We start from the raw sequence: 18,057 nt of genomic DNA, 5'->3' as shown, positions 1-18,057 counted from the left end.
CCGGACAATGACAACGATGAGAGAGGTCGCGATGGATTTCGCGCTAAGCGAAGAACAGCAGGCCATATTCGATCTGGCCCGCGACTTTGGCGCCGAACATATTGCCCCGCACGCCCGGGCGTGGGAAGCCGAGGGCACGATCCCCAGGGATCTGTGGCCGAAGCTCGCCGAGCTTGGTCTGGGCGGCCTTTACGTGTCCGAGGAATACGGCGGATCGAACCTGTCGCGGCTGGACGGAACGCTGGTGTTCGAGGCGCTGGCGATGGCCTGCCCCGCGGTCGGGTCGTTTCTGTCGATCCACAACATGTGCGGCGGGATGATCGACAAGTTCGGCGCGGCGGAAATGCGGGCGCGCCTGCTGCCCGAGCTTTGCGCGATGTCGAAAATCTACAGCTATTGCCTGACCGAACCGGGATCCGGCTCGGACGCGGCGGCGCTGCGCACGCGGGCGGACCGCAGCAACGCGGGCTATGTCCTGAACGGGACCAAGGCCTTTATTTCAGGCGGCGGCTATTCCGATGCCTATGTGGTGATGGTCCGCACCGGCGAGGACGGGCCGAAGGGCATATCCACGGTCGTGGTTCAGGACGGCACCCCGGGGCTTAGCTTCGGCGCGCCCGAGGACAAGATGGGCTGGCGCGCGCAGCCGACGGCTCAGGTCCAGTTCGACGATTGCGCAGTGCCGGCGGACGGTCTGCTGGGGCAGGAAGGGCGCGGCTTCAGCTATGCCATGGCCGGCCTTGACGGCGGCCGTCTGAACATCGCGGCCGGTGCGCTTGGCGGCGCGCAGGCGGCGCTGGACGCGACCCTTGGCTATATGGCCGAGCGCAAGGCTTTCGGCAAAACCCTCGATCAGTTTCAGGCCCTGCAATTCCGGCTGGCCGAGATGGAGGTCGCGCTGCAATCGACCCGCACTTTCCTGCGTCAGGCGGCATGGAAGCTCGACAGTGGCGCGCCCGATGCCTCGAAATACTGCGCCATGGCCAAGCTTTACGTCACCGACCGCGCCTTCGAGGTCGCGAACCAGTGCCTGCAACTGCACGGCGGCTATGGCTATCTGGCCGATTACGGGATCGAGAAGATCGTCCGCGACCTGCGGGTTCATCAGATCCTCGAGGGCACGAACGAAATCATGCGGCTGATCGTCAGCCGCGCGCTTCTGGCCGAGAGGGCGTGATGGAGAAGCTTCATATCCGCAAGGACGGCCGCGCCGGACGCATCACCTTTACCCGGCCGCAGGCGCTGAACGCGCTTGATCACGAGATGGCGCTGGCGGTCACCCGGGCCCTGAACGACTGGCGGGACGATCCGCAGGTGGAACTGGTGCTGATCGACGCCGAGGGTGATCGCGCCTTTTGCGCCGGCGGCGATATCGCGGCGATCTACCATGCCGGGCGCGCCGGGGATTTCGCCGCCGGCGCCGGCTTCTTCGCCGATGAATACCGGATGAACGCACTGATCGCGGAATATCCAAAGCCGGTCGTGGCTTTCATGCACGGCTTTGTCATGGGCGGCGGCGTCGGTGTCGGCGGCCACGCCAGCCACCGCATCGTCGGCGACAGCACCCGCATCGCCATGCCGGAATCCGGCATCGGGCTTATCCCTGATGTCGGCGGAAGCTGGCTTCTGGCCCATGCGCCGGGCCGGATGGGCGAATACCTGACCCTGACCGGCGCGCGCATGGGTCCGGGCGATGCGATCGCGGCGCATTTCGCCGATACCTACCTGCCCGAAGCGCAATGGCCGGCGCTGAAGGAAAAACTGGCCGAAACCGGCGACGTTGGCCTGATCGTCGGCGCGCCGCCGCCCGAGGCGCCGATCGCGGGCGCGGATCTGTCGGCCTATGGCGGCCGTGATCTTGCCGCGATCGTCAGGGCGGTTAACGCCTCGGGCGACAAAGACGGCGATGCGGCGAAGGCGCTGGCCCGCAACTCTCCGCTGTCGATGGCGGCGGGGCTGGCGCTGGTCCGGGCGGCGCGCGCCGACGATTCCGTGCGCGATGCGCTGGCCCGCGAATACCGTTTTACCAGCCGCGCGGCCGAGTTCGGCGATTTTCTGGAGGGCGTCCGGGCGCAGATCATCGACAAGGACCGCCAGCCCCGCTGGCGCCACGCCGGCGCGGGCGACGTGACCAAGGACGAGGTCGACGCGATGCTGGCACCGCTTGGCCCCAATGAATTGTGGAAGGAGTAACGGCATGAAGATCGGCTTTATCGGGCTTGGAAACATGGGTGCGCCGATGGCGCGCAATCTGGCGCGCGCGGGGCATGAGGTGACGGGCTTCGACACCGCCGCGCCGACACCCGAAGGCGTCACGCCGGTGAACAACGCGGCCGATGCCGTTGCCGGCGCCGAAGTCGTCATAACCATGCTGCCGAATGGCGAGATCCTGCGCGCGGTCGCCGATCAGATCATCGACAGGATGCAGCCCGGCGCGGTCCTGTGCGACTGCTCGACCGTCGACGTGGCCAGCGCCCGCGCGGTGGCCGCGCAGGCCGGGGCGGCGGGGCTGGGGGCGCTTGACGCGCCGGTCTCGGGCGGGATCGGCGGCGCAGACGCCGGCACCCTGACCTTCATGGTCGGCGGCAGCGGCGACGCCTTCGCGACCGTTCAGCCACTTTTCGAGGTGATGGGGCAAAAGGCCGTCCATTGCGGGGAATCCGGTGCCGGACAGGCCGCCAAGATCTGCAACAACATGATCCTTGGCGTCACCATGATCGCCACTTGCGAGGCTTTCGCGCTGGCCGACAAGCTGGGTCTGGACCGGCAAAAGATGTTCGACGTGGTGTCGACAAGCTCGGGCTCCAGCTGGTCGATGAACACCTATTGCCCGGCCCCCGGCGTGGGTCCGAAATCGCCCGCGGACAACGAATACAAGCCCGGTTTCGCCGCCGAACTGATGCTGAAGGACCTGCGCCTGTCGCAGACCGCGGCCGAGGAAGCGGACGCCGATACGCCGATGGGACAGCTTGCCACCGCGCTGTATTCAACTTTTGTTGAAGAGGAAAACGGGCGTGGAAAAGATTTTTCCGCGATGCTGCCAAGACTTGTGTCGCGCCACCGGTCCTGATCTGTGAATATCCCGGGAAATACCCGCGTTGCGGCAAGGGAACAAAGCCGCCGGCCCGGTGTTCTGTTTTCATATCAATTATTGGTTTCGGCGCAGAAGTGCCGGGCCACCCAACCCAGATGACAAAGTGAGAAACCACAATGTCCGTTTATAACAAACTCGCCGCGCTGTTGATCGGCGCCAGCCTGGTGGTGACGGCGCCGGCTGCACTGGCGAAAGACAATAAGGGCAACGGTAAGGGCAATTCGCACGCCGCCTATGTCCTCAAGGGAAATCAGGGCAAGCATCAGAAGCAGGCTGCCCAGAAGAAGAAGGCCAAGAAACAGGCCGCGCAACAGCAGGAACGGCGCAAGATCCTGCTTCAGCAACAGCGCCAGCAGGCCGCCAAGAAACAGGTCCGCCGCGCCGTCACCGCGCGGGCCTTGGCCACCTCCGAGGGGCCGATCGTCTTTCGCGATGGCCGGGTCGTCGTCCGCGACCGCGTAGAGCCCCCCCGCATCGTCCGGCGTACCAGCCCGCTGGCCGAGCTTGAGGCGCTGCGCCAGCGCGAGTTGACCCGTCAGTGGCAGCAGGTCCAGCGCGACAACCCGCAGTACTATCGCGAGCAACTGCTTGGCGCCAACCGCTTCTTCACGGTGGACCGTGACCGTTACCTGCGCGATGGCCGCGAATACGTCTGGTCGCGTGACCGCGACTGGTCCGAATACTATCGCACCCAGCCGCAATATGTTTACGCGCAAAGCGTCAACTGCCCGCCGGGTCTGGCCAAGAAAAGCCCCGCCTGCGTCCCCCCCGGTCAGGCCAAGAAAGGCGTGGCGGATATTCAGGTCGGACGGATCTACGACCGCGACACGATCCATTATATCACCGAGCCCGGACGCTATGGCCTTGGCGCCCCGCCCTCGGGGTCGCGCTATGCGGTGATCGGCAACCGACTGGTGCGGGTGGATTCGCAGACCGATCAGGTCCTGTCGATCATCCGTCTGGTCGAGAATATTCTGGACTGACGCCACTTCCGGGGGCGGTCACCCGCCGCCCACAAACGCCCGCCGACCCGGCCGCCGACGCGCGGCGACCGATCGCGGATCTACAGCGCCGCACCCAGCCGCCGCATCAACGGAACGAAATCCGGGAATGATGTGGCGATGGGGGCGGCGTCGTCGATTCCGACCGGGCTTTCGGCGACCAGCCCCAGCACCAGAAACGACATGGCGATGCGGTGATCCAGATGGGTGGCGACGGTGGCGCCGCCCGCGACCTTGCCGCCGGTCCCCTGCACGATCATATGCGCGTCTCCGGTTTCCACCTCGACGCCGTTGGCGCGCAGGCCCACCGCCATCGCCTCGATCCGGTCGGTTTCCTTGACCCGCAGCTCCTTCAGTCCCCGCATCGTGGTCGGCCCCGTCGCCATCGCGGCCACCACCGACAGGATCGGATATTCGTCGATCATGCTAGGCGCGCGTTCGGCCGGCACATCGACGCCCTTCAGCGCCGAGGCCCGCACGATCAGGTCGGCGACCGGCTCGCCCCCCTCCTCGCGTTCATTTTCAAAGCGAATGTCGGCGCCCATTTCCAGCAATGTGCGATAGAAGCCATCGCGGGTCGGATTGCGGCTGACCCCGGGCACGCGGATTTCCGACCCCGGCACGATCAGCGCCGCCGCGACCGGAAACGCCGCCGAGGACGGATCGCGCGGCACCGCCACGTCCTGCGGGCGCAGCTCGGGCCGGCCGGTCAGGGTGATTTCGCGGCCCTCCGGGGTTTCGGCCGTGGTGATCGTGGCGCCGAAACCGGCCAGCATACGCTCGGTATGATCGCGCGTCGGCTCATGCTCGACCACGACGGTCTGGCCGGGCGCATTCAGCCCCGCCAGCAGCACCGCCGATTTCACCTGCGCCGAGGGCACCGGCAGCACATAGCGCACCGGCACCGGCTCGGCCACGCCGGTCACGGTGATCGGCAGGCGGCCGCCTTCGCGCGCGGCGAATTCGGCCCCGAACAGCGCCAGCGGATCGGTCACCCGGCCCATCGGGCGGCGCGACAGGCTTGCGTCGCCGGTGAAGGTGGCGCGGATCGGGGTCGTCGCCATCGCGCCCATGATCAGCCGCACGCCGGTGCCCGAATTGCCGCAGTCGATTACGCCTTCGGGCTCGGCAAAGCCGCCGACGCCCACGCCGTCGACAGTCCATTCCCCATCACCCAGCCGATTCACACTCGCGCCAAAAGCCTGCATCGCCTTGGCGGTGTCCAGAACGTCCTGCCCTTCCAGCAACCCGGTGATACGGGTGCGTCCGACCGAAAGCGCACCAAGGATCAGCGCCCGATGGCTGACTGATTTGTCGCCGGGAATTTCGGCCACGCCGGTCAGCGGGCCGCTTTTGCGCGCGGTCATCGGTTGCGGTTCGGCGTGGCTGGACATGGGCTTTCCCCGGGCTTGGTTCGCCGTCCGTGGATAGCGCCAGTTCGCAGGGCCGTCCAGCCGGCCCGCGCGGGGGTTAGCGGCGATAGGTCAGGTAATGCGGCACCCGCCCCTCGCGCAGGGCCTTTTGTTCATACCGCGTCGACAGCCAGTCATCCCACGGCTGATCGCTGTCGGCGACCGGCGTGAAGCCTGCCGCCGGCACCTCTTCGCGGGCCTGACGGACGTAATCGGGAATGTCGGTGGCGATGCGGAACTCGGCGCCCGGGCGCATGATCCGGGCCAAAGGCTCCAGATGCTCGGGCGTGACAAAGCGGCGGCGGTGATGGCGCGCCTTCGGCCAGGGGTCGGGATAGTTCAGAAACGCCCGGTCGATCGCGGCATCGGGCAGCACATCCATCAGGTCCCGCGCGTCGCCCGGCAGGATGCTGACATTTTCGACCCCGGCCGCGCGGATCTTGCCCAGCAGCATGGCGACGCCGTTGATGAAGGGCTCGCAGCCGATGACGCCGACCTGCGGATAAAGGCACGCCATATGGACCAGATGTTCACCGCCGCCAAAGCCGATCTCCAGCCACAAGGGACGATCGTCGCCAAAGATCGTGCCGGGGGCGATGGGGCGGCGATCGGGGTTTTCGTCGAAGGTGACGCCCTTGGGCCGCAGATGGGCCAGATCCTCCAGATACCCCTTCTGGCTTTGGCGCAAGGTCTTGCCATGGCGGCGGCCATAGAAGTTGCGCCGCGTAAGCGCGGGATCGGAAGGGCTGAGATCGGGGGCTTCGGGGTCCGAGGGGCTGTGTGACATGGCCGCGCGGGTTATCCCTCGCCGTCCCCGGGGTCAAGCGCCAAGGGGCCGCTGTGGGGGATAAGGGGCCCCGTTGGGCGTGGGCGCGGGCGGCCTAAGCCCCGTGCTGCTCGTTATCTGATCCCTATGGGTCCTGCGCGCGCGGGGCCGGGCTTGCTAGCCCCGCCGCGCCTTGTCGATCGCCGCCACGTCGATCTTTTGCATCTCCATCATCGCCTCGAAGGCGCGACGCGCCTCATCGCCGCCGGCGGCCAGCGCCTCGGTCAGCGTGCGCGGGGTGATCTGCCATGACACGCCCCATTTGTCCTTGCACCAGCCGCAGGCGCTTTCCTGGCCGCCGTTGTCGACGATGGCATTCCAATAGCGGTCGGTTTCCGCCTGATCCTCGGTCGCGATCTGAAACGAAAACGCCTCGCTTTGCCGGAAGGCCGTGCCGCCGTTAAGCCCGATGCAAGGGATGCCGCAGACGGTGAAGTCGACGGTCAGCACGTCGCCCTTTTTCCCCGAGGGGTAATCGGCCGGCGCGCGATGCACCGCGGTCACGGCGCTGTCGGGAAAAACCCCGGCATAAAACCGCGCCGCCGCCTCGGCGTCCTTGTCATACCACAGACAAACGGTGTTTTTCGGGATAGCCATGGGGTTTCCTTTCGGAGGGTGGAGCGGGCCTGCGTCGGTGGGACGAATGCGCATGCCTAAAACCGAGGTTCGCGGCAAAGGTTCCCAAAGCGTTGGTGCAGGATTCTATGGATAGGCTAATTTCTGCGAGACGGACGGGCGGTTTCCGCCAAATCCGTTGGTGCCGATTACGCGATAATACCCACTAACGAGAACGCTGAAGCGGCTCCATCAGTATCGACCAGTAAAACTCTGCAACTCCTTCAGAACTTAGCTTAGCCTCTTCGTTCCCACTGCGTGAAAAAGACATTGGGCTGGCCCGCATGAACAACGACTGTTCATCAAAATCCACGGATACAGACGCATTATAGCCGTTTGTCGCAGCATTTTCATGCATCGAATAGTAAATATCCCTATCTCCACCGAACATCCCGCCGCGAAAAATTGTGCAGGCGCTGACTTGATTGCCGGACCGATAGATAACAGCGGTGAACCGATCCGCGTCGATACGTCTGAAACGTGTCTCAACATCAGCGTTTCGCCGCTCTAATTCCCCGAGTGATCCCTCGAAGAAATTTGAGACAAATTCGAATGTTTCATCACGGAACGCGGCCTGATCATGTTGAGTGAATATCTTTGTCACACGCATGTTTGACGAACGCGGTAAGGTTGTTGCAGCGGCCGGTGTGGCTAGTGGTGAATGGATGGAAGAAATAGCGGTTGCCGTCGGTTCGGTTGTCTTTCCAAGCTCTTCAACAGCCCTACGAATGGCGCGGGTCACGTCAAGAAATGCGTCGTCCCGATCGGCCCATTTGGTGATCGGTTCGGCGTCGGTGGGGGTTGCGAGCAGCTTGCCAAACGGCGCCTTTTTCCATTCGCACGGTCGCAGGATCACCGGTATCACGCGGGCCGAACCCTCTGCGTGCCGCTCCATCGCACGCTTCACTTCTATCTCGTAGCAGTATGTCGAGGCGAGGAAGTCTGGACTTACCAAAAATAATATAACGTCTGCCTGCTCGAGTTTTTCGTGGATAGCCGGGTTCATTTCATCGCCGGCAGTGATTTCTCTGTCGTGCCAAGGTGCGAGCAGCCCCTCACGTTTCAACATTACAAGATTGACCTCGAGCCGGTCCCGAAGCGCCTCATCCACATGACAATACGAAAAAAACAACCGGGCAGCCATAGCTTCTCCAACCCTCGCATGCACAGCAGGTATGACTTTGCGGCAGGCGTTTCGTCAAAGATAAAATTCGTATGATCGAAGCGATAGCACGGTTGCGTTGATAGGCCGACCCGTCTGTTTGCGTTGACCGCATCCCGCGCCAAAACGGCCGGGCAGCAATACCACCCGGCCGTATTCTCACTCCACCGGAATTGAACCGTCAGACCGCCTTTTTCAGCGCCTCGGTCAGGTCGGTGCGTTCCCAGCTGAAACCGCCATCGTCTTCGGGGGCGCGGCCGAAATGGCCATAGGCGGCGGTGCGGCGATAGATCGGGCGGTTCAGCGACAGGTGGTCGCGGATGCCGCGCGGGGTCAGGTCCATGACCCGGCCAAGCGCGCGCTCGATCTCGGCCTCGGGGACCTCGCCGGTGCCGAAAGTGTCGGCATAGATCGACAGCGGTTTCGCCACGCCGATCGCGTAGGAAAGCTGGATCACGCAGCGTTTCGCCAGCCCCGCGGCGACGACGTTCTTGGCCAGATACCGCGCCGCATAGGCGGCCGAGCGGTCGACCTTGGTCGGATCCTTGCCGGAAAACGCCCCGCCGCCATGCGGCGCCGCGCCGCCATAGGTGTCGACGATGATCTTGCGCCCGGTCAGACCGGCATCGCCGTCGGGGCCGCCGATGACGAAGGTGCCGGTCGGGTTCACCCACCATTCGGTCTTGTCGGTCAGCCAGCCCGCGGGCAGCACCTCGCGCACATAGGGCTCGACGATGGCGCGGATGTCGTCCGAAGTCTGGTTTTCGTCCTTGTGCTGATGCGAGAGGACAAGGCTGGTGATCTCGGCCGGCTTGCCATTCTCGTACCGCACGGAAAGCTGGGCCTTGGCATCGGGACCAAGCGTCGGCTCGGCACCGGATTTGCGGGCCTCGGCCAGACGGCGCAGGATCGCGTGCGCATACTGGATCGGCGCGGGCATAAGCTCGGGCGTCTCATCAACGGCATAGCCGAACATGATGCCCTGATCCCCGGCCCCGTCGCGGTCCACGCCCTGGGCGATATGGGCCGATTGTTCGTGCAGGAAATTCATCACATGGCAGGTATTCCAGTGAAATTTCTCCTGCTCGTAGCCGATGTCGTGGATCGTGTCGCGGGCGATCTGGCCGATGCGGCCCATGTAATTGCTCAGCTTGTCGCGGTCCGACAGGCCGATTTCCCCACCGATGACGACCATTCCGGTGGTGGCGAAGGCTTCGCAGGCGACGCGGGCGTTCGGTTCCTCGGTCAGCAGCGCGTCAAGCACCGCGTCCGAGATCTGGTCGCACAATTTGTCGGGGTGCCCCTCGGACACGGATTCCGAGGTGAATACGAAATTTTCTCTGGTCATGAATTGCTCCATTAGGTGAAGCCCGTCCGCCAGGAAGCCGTTGGACGGGCCGTGTCGTCCCGCCCGAGTTAGCCCCGCCCGGGACGAAGGTCAATGGAGCGGCTAAAGTCCGCCCGATTTTCGGGGCGTCCGCCGGCGCGCGGCCACGGCGACCAGCAAAACCGCCAATGCCGCGTCCAAAGGCACCCACCAATCGCCCCAGCGTATGAACGGCGTCGGCGGCAGCGCGGCGGGAAGCGCGGTGTCGATCAGACCGACCGTGCCCAGACCAAGCTGTTGCCGCACCCGGCCCCGCGCGTCGATCACCGCGCTGACCCCGGTATTGGCGACACGCAGCAGCGGCAGCCCCGATTCGATCGCCCGCAGCCGCGCCTGCGCCAGATGCTGCCACGGGCCGGTCCATGTTCCGAACCATGCGTCATTGGTGGCCTGCAACAACCAGCCGGGACGTTCGTCGTCCCCGCGCAGATGGTCGGGAAAGATCACCTCGTAACAGATCAGCGGCTGAACCGGCGGCAGGTCGCCCAGTTGCAGCACGCGCGGCCCCGCCCCGGGGGTGAAGCCCGACCCAAGCTGCGCCGCAAAGGCGTTTATCCCGAAGCGGCGCAACTGTTTGCCCCAGGGAAGGTATTCGCCGAAGGGGACCAGATGAAACTTGTCATAGATCGCGCCGGTCTGCCCCGCGGGGGTGATCTCGGCCAGACTGTTGAAATATTCGCCGTTGCGGCCGCTTTGCACGCCGATCACCACCCGCGCGCCCTGCGCCGCCTGCGCGATGCGCAGCAATTCGTCCCCCGGCTGCTCCAGCAGGAAATTCACCGCCGTTTCGGGCCAGATCACCAGATCGGGGCGGCGGCCGTCGCGGCCGGGTGCGGCGGTCAGGTCCAGCATCCGGCCGTAAAACACCCCCGCCCATTGCGGGTCCCATTTCCGCGCCTGCACCGCGTCCGGCTGAACCAGCCGCACCGTCCGGGCCAGATCAGGCGGCAGGGGCGCGGCCATGCGCCAACTGCCAAGGCCCCAGCAGGCGGCAAGGAACAGGGCCGAGGCGATGGTGCCCGTGATGATCCCGCGCCGCGTCGGTCCCAGCGCCACCGGCAGCACCGCCGCCACCACCGTGACCGAGGACAGCCCCAGCGCGCCGCAATATGCCGCCAGTTGCGCGATCGGCGTTTCCACCCAGATCTGGCCGTTCAGCGCCCATGGAAAGCCGGTGAATATCCAGCCGCGCAGCCAGTCGGACAGCACCAGACAGGCCGCAAAACCCAGCGCCCGCAATGAGACCCCGCGCCCCGCATGCCACGCGACCCAGCCCGGTATCGCCCAGAACATGCCGCCGCCCAGCGCCATCAGAAGCAGCGCGAAAGGGGCCATCCAGCCGAAAATCTCGGGCTGGACCAGAAACGGATCGACGATCCAATTCAGCGCCAGCGCGAAATAGCCCATGCCGCAGGCCAGCGCGCGGCGAAACGCGGCTGCGCCCGCCGGCGCCTCGGCCACGAACCACAGCACAAGCGCGAATGCGACCAGCGAGATCGGCCAGTACCCAAAGGGCGACAGCCCCAACGAGGCCAGCATTCCGGCGAAAAACCCCGGCGCGACCGAAATCAGGTTCCGTCCGGCCCGGGCGGCCGAGAAGCGGGGCAGATACGCGCTCATCCTGCGATCAATCGCGGAAATTCCGGCTGTCCTTGATCTGGTCCCAGGCCCAGACCACCTCTTGCAAACGCTCCTCGTCCGAGCGGTCGCCGCCGTTCATGTCGGGGTGAAGGTCCTTGACCAGTGACTTGTATTGCTTGCGGATTTCCGCCTTGGTCCAGCTATCCTTGGCCTCGAGGATCTCGACCGCCTTGCGTTCCGTCGCGGGCAGTTTGCGGGTCGAACTGCGCACCGCCGGGTTGGTGCCATTCGCGCCCAGAATCTCCAGCGGATCGTCGACGCCGTGCCGTGCCCATGCCTGTTCCTGCGCGGCGCGGCCAAAGGGTCGCGTGGGCCGTTCCCAGACCGTCGCATTGTCCAGAAAATTCTGGAACTCCTCCTCGGTCTGGCCCTGAAAATAGTTCCAGTTCAGATTGTATTCGCGCACATGGTCCTTGCAGAACCAATAGTAATCGTCCAGCGCGCGGGGTGATTTGGGGGCGCGGTATTGCCCCGGTTTGTCGCAGCCCTGCTTGTCGCAGGTCCTGCTTGAGGTCTCGAACGCGCCGGACATGCCGCGCCTTCCCTTGGCCCGGCGTTTCTTGTCCGAAGCCGCCGAGATATCGAACCCAAACGGGTCTTCCTGGGTCATTAAGCGTCCTGCTGATTGCCATTTCCGACTCGGGATGCGCAGTCTAGGGCATTTCGCGCCGCATGAAAGGGGTTGACGCATGGGAATCACGCAAGAGTTGCAGGAACGGCTGAAAACCCTGAACCCGACCCGGCTGGAGATTCGCGACGACAGCGAAAAGCACCGTGGTCATGGCGGCTGGCGCGAAGGCGGCGAGACGCATTTTCACATCACCCTGCGCGCGCCCGCGCTGGCCGGCCTGTCGCGGATCGCGCGGCACCGGCTGATCCACGACACTCTGGGCGCCGATCTGGTCGGCCGCATTCATGCGCTGTCGATGGATCTGGACGGTTAGGCGGTCGCGCACGAATAGTAGGCAGATCCGGACGATTGCCCCCCGGGGCGCGGATGCGGCGCGGGATGCCTTACCGGAACCGTGTCATCTGCGGCACGCGCCAAAGCAGCGCGATCCACATCAGAACCGCAAAGGCGACGGTGGACAGCCCCAGCGCGCCGCCGATCAGCACCACGACGCTCATCACCGGCAGCGCCCAGCCCCGGATCCCCAGCGCATAATGGCGGTCCCTGACGAACCACAGCGCCGCCATGACCACCGCCAGCGATGCCGCCAGCCACCAGGCCACATCGTCCGGGGCGGCCTTGCTTTCACCCGCGACCAGATCCATCTGGGCGGCGACGACCGCGCCAATCACGGCAATGCCGCCGAAGATCAGCACATGCACGTAGCCCCAGCTGAACGCGGTGCTGAACGTCGAGCTTTTCAGGTGGTCGACCTCGGCGAAATACAGCCAGAACAGGGCGAAGGTGATGAACACGGCGGCGACCGAGGTCACGGCCGGCGCGAACTCGGCCTCGGGGCCGAACATCATGCCGAAGCCCAGACAGATCGACACCATGACCTCGCCCAGACTGATGATGGTCAGAAGCCCATAGCGTTCGATCATGTGGTGGCGGTGAAACGGGGTCAGCTTGGCCGATTCCGCATAGACCGGAACCGAAAATTCCAACGCCCAGATCACCGCCGCCATGCCGATGAACAGCCCGGTTCCCGGGGGCGCCAGAAAGTACAGGGCGACCCAGCCGAACTGGGCCAGCATGATCCCCCCGGCATAGCGCAGCGCGGTGCGTTCGTATTCCGGGTTGGATGAGGCGCAATACCACAACAGCGCCATTCCCACCCGCATGATGCACCAGCCCAGAACGCCAAAGCTCATGTCCAGCGTTTCAAAGATATAGCGCGCGCCGCCGGCGAAGATCAGCTCGCCCAGCATGATCACCATCACCAGAATCCGGAACACCGGCCCGTCATGGTCGAAGGCGCTGGCGAACCAGGTGAAATTCATCCACGCCCACCAGATCGCGAGGAACAGAAAGGCGAAGCGCGGAAAGGCTTGCAGCCCGTGCCCCTCGCTGATGGCGTGATGCAGGTTGGCGGTGATCGCCCCGATGGCGATGACGCTGATCAGGTCGAAGAACAGTTCTAGCTGGGTGGCGGCGCGGTGATGCTCGTTCGGATCGCGGGCGGCCAGCGGCGGCAGAGGAATGAGTTTGCGCATGATATCCTCATAACATCCGTACCCGATCCAAATCGAAGAACGGATCATCGCGCAAGAACTAATACCGGCCGTGACCCGGCGGGCGGCGGCGCCCCGCCCGGGTCAGCGCGTCTGTCGCCGCGCCAGAAACGCCAGTTTCTCGAACAGCGCCACGTCCTGTTCGTTCTTCAGCAGCGCCCCGTGCAGCTTGGGCAGCATGGTCGCGGGATCGCGCTTCAGATCCTCGGGCGCAAGATCGCTGGCCAATATCAGCTTCAGCCAGTCCAGCATCTCGCTGGTCGAGGGCCGTTTCTTCAGGCCCGGCGTCTCGCGCAGTTCAAAGAACTGCTCCAGCGCGGTGGACAGCAGGCGCGGCTTGAGGTTCGGGAAATGCACCGCGACGATCCGGGCCAGCGTCTCGGCATCGGGGAAACGGATATAGTGAAAAAAGCAGCGGCGCAGAAAAGCGTCGGGAAGCTCTTTTTCGTTGTTCGAGGTGATGATCACCACCGGCCGATGCTGCGCTTGCACGGTTTCGCCGGTCTCGTAGACGTGGAACTCCATCCGGTCGAGTTCCTGCAACAGGTCGTTCGGGAATTCGATGTCGGCCTTGTCGATCTCGTCGATCAGCAGGACGACCTTGCCCGGCGCCTCGAACGCCTGCCACAGCTTGCCCTTGCGGATATAGTTGCCAATGTCATGGACCCGGGCGTCGCCAAGCTGGCTGTCGCGCAGCCGGGAGACTGCATCGTATTCGTAAAGACCCTGCTGCGCCTTGGTGGTGGACTTGATGTTCCATTCCACGATCGGCAGTCCCAGACTGGCCGCGATCTGGCGCGCAAGCTCGGTTTTTCCGGTCCCCGGCTCACCTTTGACCAGCAACGGCCGCTCAAGCGTGATGGCTGCATTCACCGCCATGGTCAGATCGTCGGGCGCGATATAGCTGCTGGTCGATTTGAACTGCATCTTGTGGGGCCTTTCTGGATGGCCGCAAGCTAGCGGGGGCGTTGCCGGTTCGCAAGTTATCAGGCGAATGATGCGAACACCCTAGTGACAACCTACATAAAAGCCGTTAAGCGGACGCCGAAACACACGTTCTGTAACCAGTTGCAGGCGGCCTTGCAGGAGGAAAAGATGAAGCCCCAGATCTTTCTGCCGGAAGACTATCGCCCTGCCGAGGACGAGCCGTTCATGAACGATCGCCAGCTTGAATATTTCCGGCGCAAACTGACCGCGTGGAAGCAGGAGCTGATCGAACAATCCGCCGAAACGCTTGAAGGTCTGCAGGATTCGGCCCGCAACGTCCCCGATCTGGCCGACCGCGCGTCCGAGGAAACCGACCGCGCGATCGAGCTGCGCACCCGCGACCGTCAGCGCAAGCTGGTCAGCAAGATCGACGCCGCGCTGCGGCGCATCGAGGACGGCGAATACGGCTATTGCGAAATGACGGGTGAGCCGATCAGCCTGCGCCGTCTGGACGCCCGCCCCATCGCCACGATGACGCTGGAAGCGCAAGAGCGGCACGAACGCCGCGAACGGGTGCATCGCGACGACTGACACGCGGCGGTGACCAGCGGCGGCGACCGGCGGTGGTCGACCGTGGCAACCAGCGGCGATGACTGGCGGTGATGAAGAATGGCGGCGACGAAGAATGGCTGTGACCCACGTCCGTGACCGGCTGCGGTAACCGACTTGCCGTGACCGACCACGGCTTGCCCCGGCGGCGCACCCCGCCCGCACGACCCAGATCGACAGGACAGCGGCGCCGGGTGGTTCATCCGGCGCTTTCTTCATGGCGCATTCCGGCGACGACCGGACCCTGCGCGCTTTGGCCGCGGCCCGGAAAACCGGCATATCGCCTGCCCGGGAAAGCAAACGGGCGGCAACCGCGATGGTCGCCGCCCGCAATTTCGCACCGGCCGGTCAGCCCGGGCCGGACAGGGTTGCGGATCAGACCGCGCCCTGAATGAACTTCACGGCATCGCCGAAAGTCTGGATGGTCTCGGCCGCATCGTCCGGAATTTCGATGCCGAATTCTTCCTCGAAGGCCATAACCAGTTCAACGGTATCAAGGCTGTCAGCGCCCAGATCGTCGATGAAGGAGGCGGATTCGGTCACCTTGTCCTCATCCACGCCCAGATGCTCCACAACGATCTTTTTCACGCGATCGGCAATGTCGCTCATATCTCTTCCTCAGTTACGGGCATCCGCCCAAGTGTGCCCGCCGGCGATTCGCCGGAAAGGCGCCAGCCGAGGGCGGTTTCCCTGCGGCCATATTGGCGGGATATAGCACGCGGATGTGATCTTGCAACCGCAATAGGCGTGAAAACGCCCTTTCCCGCGCCCGGTCAGACCATCGCCATGCCGCCGTTCACATGCAGCGTGGCACCGGTCACATAGCCGGCCTCGGGGCTGGCGAGGTACAGCACGGCGGCGGCGATTTCCTGCCCCTCGCCCATGCGGCCGGCGGGGATCTGGGTCAGGATCCGGCCCTTCTGCTCGTCGTTCAGCTTGTCGGTCATGGCGGTCGCGATAAAGCCCGGGGCCACGCAGTTCACCGTGATGCCCCGGCTTGCGACCTCATAGGCCAGCGACTTCGACATGCCGACCAGACCGGCCTTGGCGGCGGCATAATTGGCCTGCCCCGGGTTGCCGGTCGCGCCGACCACCGAGGTGATGTTGACGATCCGCCCCCAGCGCGCCTTCATCATCCCGCGCAGCACCCCCCGGCACAGCCGGAAGGATGAGGTCAGGTTCACGTCGATGACCTGCGCCCATTCCTCATCGGACATGCGCATGAACAGGTTGTCGCGGGTGATGCCGGCGTTGTTGACCAGAACATCGACCCCGCCCATGGCCTCGGCGGCGGCTTTCGGCAGACCCTCGACCGCCGCCGCATCGCCCAGATCGGCGGTCACGACAAAGGCGCGGTCGCCGAGTTCCGCGGCGAGTTCCCGAAGCGGCGCCTCACGCGTGCCGGACAGCGCCACGCTTGCCCCCGCCCCGTGCAGCGCCTTGGCGACCGCCCCGCCGATCCCGCCTGATGCGCCGGTGATCAGCGCCTTTTTTCCTGTCAGATCAAACATCTTTCTCTCCTGTTGGGGCGTTTGCGGTCGTTAGCGCCGCACGGCAGTGAATTTCGACGGTGTCAAAGACCGGCGCGGCGACATTGTCCGGGGACAGCAGCAGACCGACCTCGGTGCAGCCCAGAACCAGACAATCCGCGCCATCCGCGATCAGGCCGGCGGCGGCCTGTTCAAAAACCCGGCGGCTTTCGGGGCGGACTATGTCGCGGCACAGTTCATCAAAAATGATGCGGTGGATTTCGGCGCGCCGATCGAGCCCGGGCACAAGGGGCGCCAAGCCGGCGGCGCGCAAACGGTCCAGATAGAACCCCCGCTCCATGGTGAAGGCGGTCGCGATCAGGCCGGGCCGGGACAGCCCGGCGGCGCGGATCGCGGCGGCGGTCGCGTCGGCGATATGGACGAAAGGCACGCCGACCGCCGCCCGGACCCGGTCGGCCACGGCATGCATGGTGTTGGTGGCAAGCATGATCAGCCCGGCGCCCGCGCGTTCCAGCCCCGCCGCCGCACCGGCCAGCAGCGCGCCCGCGTCGTCCCAGCGGTCCTCGGCCTGCATCCGGGCGATCGGGGCGAAATCGACCGAGGCGAGCAGCACCGGCGCGGAATGCAGACCGCCCCGGCTTTCCCCCACCATCTGGTTCAACCGCCTATAGTAATGGGCCGTCGACACCCATGACATGCCGCCAAGAATGCCGATGGTGCGCATGGATCAGCCCTTGAGGGCGGCGATATCGGCCGGGGTTCCGATGGCGCGGACCACCGCCTCGGGCGAGATGCGGCGAATCATGCCCGACAGCGCCTTGCCCGCCCCGATCTCCCAGAACTCGGTGACGCCGGCCTCGGTCATCCATGCGATGCTTTCGCGCCAGCGCACCGCGCCGGTTACCTGTTCGACCAGCAGGCGCCGGATCTCGCCCGGTTCGGTGACCGCCGCTGCCCGCACGTTTGCGACGACCGGCACCACCGGGGGGTTGATCTCGACCCCGGCCAGCGCCTCGGCCATCACCGCCGCGGCCGGCTGCATCAGCGCCGAATGGAACGGAGCCGAGACCGGCAGCATCAGCGCCCGCTTGGCGCCCTGTTCCTTGGCCAGCGTGGCGGCGCGTTCGACCGCATCCTTGTGGCCCGAGATCACCACCTGCGCGGGATCGTTGTCATTCGCGGCCTGACAGACCTCATCGCCCGCCGCCTCGCGCGCGATCTGGTCGACGGTGGCAAAATCGAGCCCCAGGATCGCGGCCATGGCGCCCTGCCCGACCGGCACCGCCTCTTGCATGGCGCGGCCCCGCAGACGCAGCAGCCGCGCAGTGTCGAACAGGCTCAGCGCCCCGGCCGCACAAAGCGCCGAATATTCGCCAAGGCTGTGACCGGCGACGAAATCGGCGTTACCCTCCAGCGGGAAGCCCTCGGCCTCAAGCGCGCGCAAGGCGGCGATGGATGTGGCCATCAGCGCCGGCTGGGCGTTTTCCGTCAGGGTCAGCGTCTTGATGTCGCCGGTCCAGATCAGGTCAGAGAGCTTTTCGTCCAGCGCCTCGTCAACCTCATCGAAAACCGCGCGGGCGGCGGGATAGGCTTCGGCCAGATCGCGGCCCATGCCGATGGTTTGGGCGCCCTGCCCGGGAAATACAAAGGCACGCATCTGCCAGATCCTCCAGATTGCTGTCAGGATCGGCATAGCCCAAGCCATGGCC

The 18,057-nt window shown here is 65.1% G+C and carries 19 protein-coding genes and 1 riboswitch; of the genes, 6 read left to right on the top strand and 13 right to left on the bottom strand.

Features of this window, described 5'->3' with window-relative positions:
- The first annotated feature begins 31 nt into the window (after window positions 1–31).
- The 4 genes from ACFSCT_RS06900 to ACFSCT_RS06885 all read left to right on the top strand — a co-directional run bounded on the left by ACFSCT_RS06900 (window position 32) and on the right by ACFSCT_RS06885 (window position 4,077).
- Window positions 32–1,177, top strand: a complete 1,146-nt coding sequence (locus tag ACFSCT_RS06900; RefSeq protein WP_379141415.1) for an acyl-CoA dehydrogenase family protein — start codon at window positions 32–34, stop codon at window positions 1,175–1,177.
- Window positions 1,177–2,193, top strand: coding sequence for an enoyl-CoA hydratase/isomerase family protein (locus tag ACFSCT_RS06895; RefSeq protein WP_379141304.1), 1,017 nt, complete (start codon window positions 1,177–1,179; stop codon window positions 2,191–2,193). Before ACFSCT_RS06900 ends, ACFSCT_RS06895 begins: the two co-directional genes overlap by 1 nt.
- 4 nt (window positions 2,194–2,197) lie before the next feature.
- On the top strand, window positions 2,198–3,070 hold the full coding sequence (gene mmsB, locus ACFSCT_RS06890; RefSeq protein WP_379141302.1) for a 3-hydroxyisobutyrate dehydrogenase: 873 nt from the start codon (window positions 2,198–2,200) through the stop codon (window positions 3,068–3,070).
- A 140-nt stretch (window positions 3,071–3,210) separates the two neighbouring features.
- Window positions 3,211–4,077, top strand: a complete 867-nt coding sequence (locus ACFSCT_RS06885) for a hypothetical protein (RefSeq protein ID WP_379141300.1) — start codon at window positions 3,211–3,213, stop codon at window positions 4,075–4,077.
- An 80-nt stretch (window positions 4,078–4,157) separates the two neighbouring features.
- Here ACFSCT_RS06885 and aroA read toward each other — a convergent pair whose 3' ends face one another.
- The 7 genes from aroA to ACFSCT_RS06850 form a co-directional block, all read right to left on the bottom strand.
- Window positions 4,158–5,489: a 3-phosphoshikimate 1-carboxyvinyltransferase gene (gene aroA / locus ACFSCT_RS06880; RefSeq protein WP_379141298.1), complete on the bottom strand. Its 1,332-nt coding sequence runs from the start codon at window positions 5,487–5,489 to the stop codon at window positions 4,158–4,160.
- A gap of 76 nt (window positions 5,490–5,565) precedes the next feature.
- Entirely contained in the window at window positions 5,566–6,294 is a 729-nt protein-coding gene (trmB, locus tag ACFSCT_RS06875; RefSeq protein ID WP_379141296.1) for a tRNA (guanine(46)-N(7))-methyltransferase TrmB, read from the bottom strand.
- 156 nt (window positions 6,295–6,450) lie between these two features.
- The gene (locus ACFSCT_RS06870) at window positions 6,451–6,930 is read right to left on the bottom strand and encodes a VOC family protein (protein WP_379141295.1); all 480 of its coding nucleotides are present in this window, start codon (window positions 6,928–6,930) and stop codon (window positions 6,451–6,453) included.
- A gap of 184 nt (window positions 6,931–7,114) precedes the next feature.
- Window positions 7,115–8,092: a toll/interleukin-1 receptor domain-containing protein gene (locus ACFSCT_RS06865; RefSeq protein WP_379141293.1), complete on the bottom strand. Its 978-nt coding sequence runs from the start codon at window positions 8,090–8,092 to the stop codon at window positions 7,115–7,117.
- 199 nt (window positions 8,093–8,291) lie between these two features.
- On the bottom strand, window positions 8,292–9,458 hold the full coding sequence (gene metK / locus ACFSCT_RS06860; protein ID WP_379141291.1) for a methionine adenosyltransferase: 1,167 nt from the start codon (window positions 9,456–9,458) through the stop codon (window positions 8,292–8,294).
- A 4-nt stretch (window positions 9,459–9,462) separates the two neighbouring features.
- A riboswitch (SAM-SAH riboswitch) is annotated at window positions 9,463–9,510 on the bottom strand.
- Between the two features lie 50 nt (window positions 9,511–9,560).
- Window positions 9,561–11,117: an apolipoprotein N-acyltransferase gene (gene lnt, locus ACFSCT_RS06855; RefSeq protein WP_379141289.1), complete on the bottom strand. Its 1,557-nt coding sequence runs from the start codon at window positions 11,115–11,117 to the stop codon at window positions 9,561–9,563.
- A gap of 7 nt (window positions 11,118–11,124) precedes the next feature.
- The gene (locus ACFSCT_RS06850; protein ID WP_379141287.1) at window positions 11,125–11,748 is read right to left on the bottom strand and encodes a DnaJ domain-containing protein; all 624 of its coding nucleotides are present in this window, start codon (window positions 11,746–11,748) and stop codon (window positions 11,125–11,127) included.
- A gap of 79 nt (window positions 11,749–11,827) precedes the next feature.
- Here ACFSCT_RS06850 and ACFSCT_RS06845 point away from each other — a divergent pair, with 79 nt between their 5' ends.
- Window positions 11,828–12,082, top strand: a complete 255-nt coding sequence (locus ACFSCT_RS06845) for a BolA family protein (RefSeq protein ID WP_379141285.1) — start codon at window positions 11,828–11,830, stop codon at window positions 12,080–12,082.
- Between the two features lie 70 nt (window positions 12,083–12,152).
- On the opposite strand, the gene ACFSCT_RS06840 is transcribed toward ACFSCT_RS06845, so the two are convergent.
- Window positions 12,153–13,304, bottom strand: coding sequence for a low temperature requirement protein A (locus ACFSCT_RS06840; RefSeq protein WP_379141283.1), 1,152 nt, complete (start codon window positions 13,302–13,304; stop codon window positions 12,153–12,155).
- Between the two features lie 102 nt (window positions 13,305–13,406).
- On the bottom strand, window positions 13,407–14,249 hold the full coding sequence (locus ACFSCT_RS06835) for an AAA family ATPase (RefSeq protein ID WP_379141280.1): 843 nt from the start codon (window positions 14,247–14,249) through the stop codon (window positions 13,407–13,409).
- A gap of 168 nt (window positions 14,250–14,417) precedes the next feature.
- Between ACFSCT_RS06835 and dksA the strand changes: the two genes are divergently transcribed.
- Entirely contained in the window at window positions 14,418–14,840 is a 423-nt protein-coding gene (gene dksA, locus ACFSCT_RS06830; RefSeq protein ID WP_379141278.1) for an RNA polymerase-binding protein DksA, read from the top strand.
- 393 nt (window positions 14,841–15,233) lie between these two features.
- On the opposite strand, the gene ACFSCT_RS06825 is transcribed toward dksA, so the two are convergent.
- The 4 genes from ACFSCT_RS06825 to fabD all read right to left on the bottom strand — a co-directional run bounded on the left by ACFSCT_RS06825 (window position 15,234) and on the right by fabD (window position 18,005).
- A complete protein-coding gene (locus ACFSCT_RS06825; protein WP_028720942.1) occupies window positions 15,234–15,467 on the bottom strand; it encodes an acyl carrier protein in 234 nt (77 codons plus the stop codon).
- A 164-nt stretch (window positions 15,468–15,631) separates the two neighbouring features.
- Entirely contained in the window at window positions 15,632–16,369 is a 738-nt protein-coding gene (gene fabG, locus ACFSCT_RS06820; protein WP_379141276.1) for a 3-oxoacyl-ACP reductase FabG, read from the bottom strand.
- Entirely contained in the window at window positions 16,362–17,072 is a 711-nt protein-coding gene (locus tag ACFSCT_RS06815) for an aspartate/glutamate racemase family protein (protein ID WP_379141274.1), read from the bottom strand. The genes fabG and ACFSCT_RS06815 overlap by 8 nt, the downstream gene beginning before the upstream one ends.
- Window positions 17,073–17,075: 3 nt before the next feature.
- Window positions 17,076–18,005 (bottom strand): ACP S-malonyltransferase, encoded by a 930-nt coding sequence (gene fabD, locus ACFSCT_RS06810; protein WP_379141272.1) that lies wholly within the window; start codon window positions 18,003–18,005, stop codon window positions 17,076–17,078.
- Window positions 18,006–18,057: the final 52 nt, after the last annotated feature.

This window comes from Paracoccus pacificus (assembly GCF_042680785.1).
Classification (GTDB): Bacteria; Pseudomonadota; Alphaproteobacteria; order Rhodobacterales; family Rhodobacteraceae; genus Paracoccus; species Paracoccus pacificus.
Note: the sequence above shows the minus strand (reverse complement) of the source record. Positions and strands in the feature narration are given on the sequence as shown.

Coding starts and splice junctions, on each gene's coding strand:
- ACFSCT_RS06900 (WP_379141415.1), top strand. CDS start 32: ATGGATTTCGCGCTAAGCGAAGAACAGCAGGCCATATTCGATCTGGCC.
- ACFSCT_RS06895 (WP_379141304.1), top strand. CDS start 1,177: ATGGAGAAGCTTCATATCCGCAAGGACGGCCGCGCCGGACGCATCACC.
- mmsB (WP_379141302.1), top strand. CDS start 2,198: ATGAAGATCGGCTTTATCGGGCTTGGAAACATGGGTGCGCCGATGGCG.
- ACFSCT_RS06885 (WP_379141300.1), top strand. CDS start 3,211: ATGTCCGTTTATAACAAACTCGCCGCGCTGTTGATCGGCGCCAGCCTG.
- aroA (WP_379141298.1), bottom strand. CDS start 5,489: ATGTCCAGCCACGCCGAACCGCAACCGATGACCGCGCGCAAAAGCGGC.
- trmB (WP_379141296.1), bottom strand. CDS start 6,294: ATGTCACACAGCCCCTCGGACCCCGAAGCCCCCGATCTCAGCCCTTCC.
- ACFSCT_RS06870 (WP_379141295.1), bottom strand. CDS start 6,930: ATGGCTATCCCGAAAAACACCGTTTGTCTGTGGTATGACAAGGACGCC.
- ACFSCT_RS06865 (WP_379141293.1), bottom strand. CDS start 8,092: ATGGCTGCCCGGTTGTTTTTTTCGTATTGTCATGTGGATGAGGCGCTT.
- metK (WP_379141291.1), bottom strand. CDS start 9,458: ATGACCAGAGAAAATTTCGTATTCACCTCGGAATCCGTGTCCGAGGGG.
- lnt (WP_379141289.1), bottom strand. CDS start 11,117: ATGAGCGCGTATCTGCCCCGCTTCTCGGCCGCCCGGGCCGGACGGAAC.
- ACFSCT_RS06850 (WP_379141287.1), bottom strand. CDS start 11,748: ATGACCCAGGAAGACCCGTTTGGGTTCGATATCTCGGCGGCTTCGGAC.
- ACFSCT_RS06845 (WP_379141285.1), top strand. CDS start 11,828: ATGGGAATCACGCAAGAGTTGCAGGAACGGCTGAAAACCCTGAACCCG.
- ACFSCT_RS06840 (WP_379141283.1), bottom strand. CDS start 13,304: ATGCGCAAACTCATTCCTCTGCCGCCGCTGGCCGCCCGCGATCCGAAC.
- ACFSCT_RS06835 (WP_379141280.1), bottom strand. CDS start 14,249: ATGCAGTTCAAATCGACCAGCAGCTATATCGCGCCCGACGATCTGACC.
- dksA (WP_379141278.1), top strand. CDS start 14,418: ATGAAGCCCCAGATCTTTCTGCCGGAAGACTATCGCCCTGCCGAGGAC.
- ACFSCT_RS06825 (WP_028720942.1), bottom strand. CDS start 15,467: ATGAGCGACATTGCCGATCGCGTGAAAAAGATCGTTGTGGAGCATCTG.
- fabG (WP_379141276.1), bottom strand. CDS start 16,369: ATGTTTGATCTGACAGGAAAAAAGGCGCTGATCACCGGCGCATCAGGC.
- ACFSCT_RS06815 (WP_379141274.1), bottom strand. CDS start 17,072: ATGCGCACCATCGGCATTCTTGGCGGCATGTCATGGGTGTCGACGGCC.
- fabD (WP_379141272.1), bottom strand. CDS start 18,005: ATGCGTGCCTTTGTATTTCCCGGGCAGGGCGCCCAAACCATCGGCATG.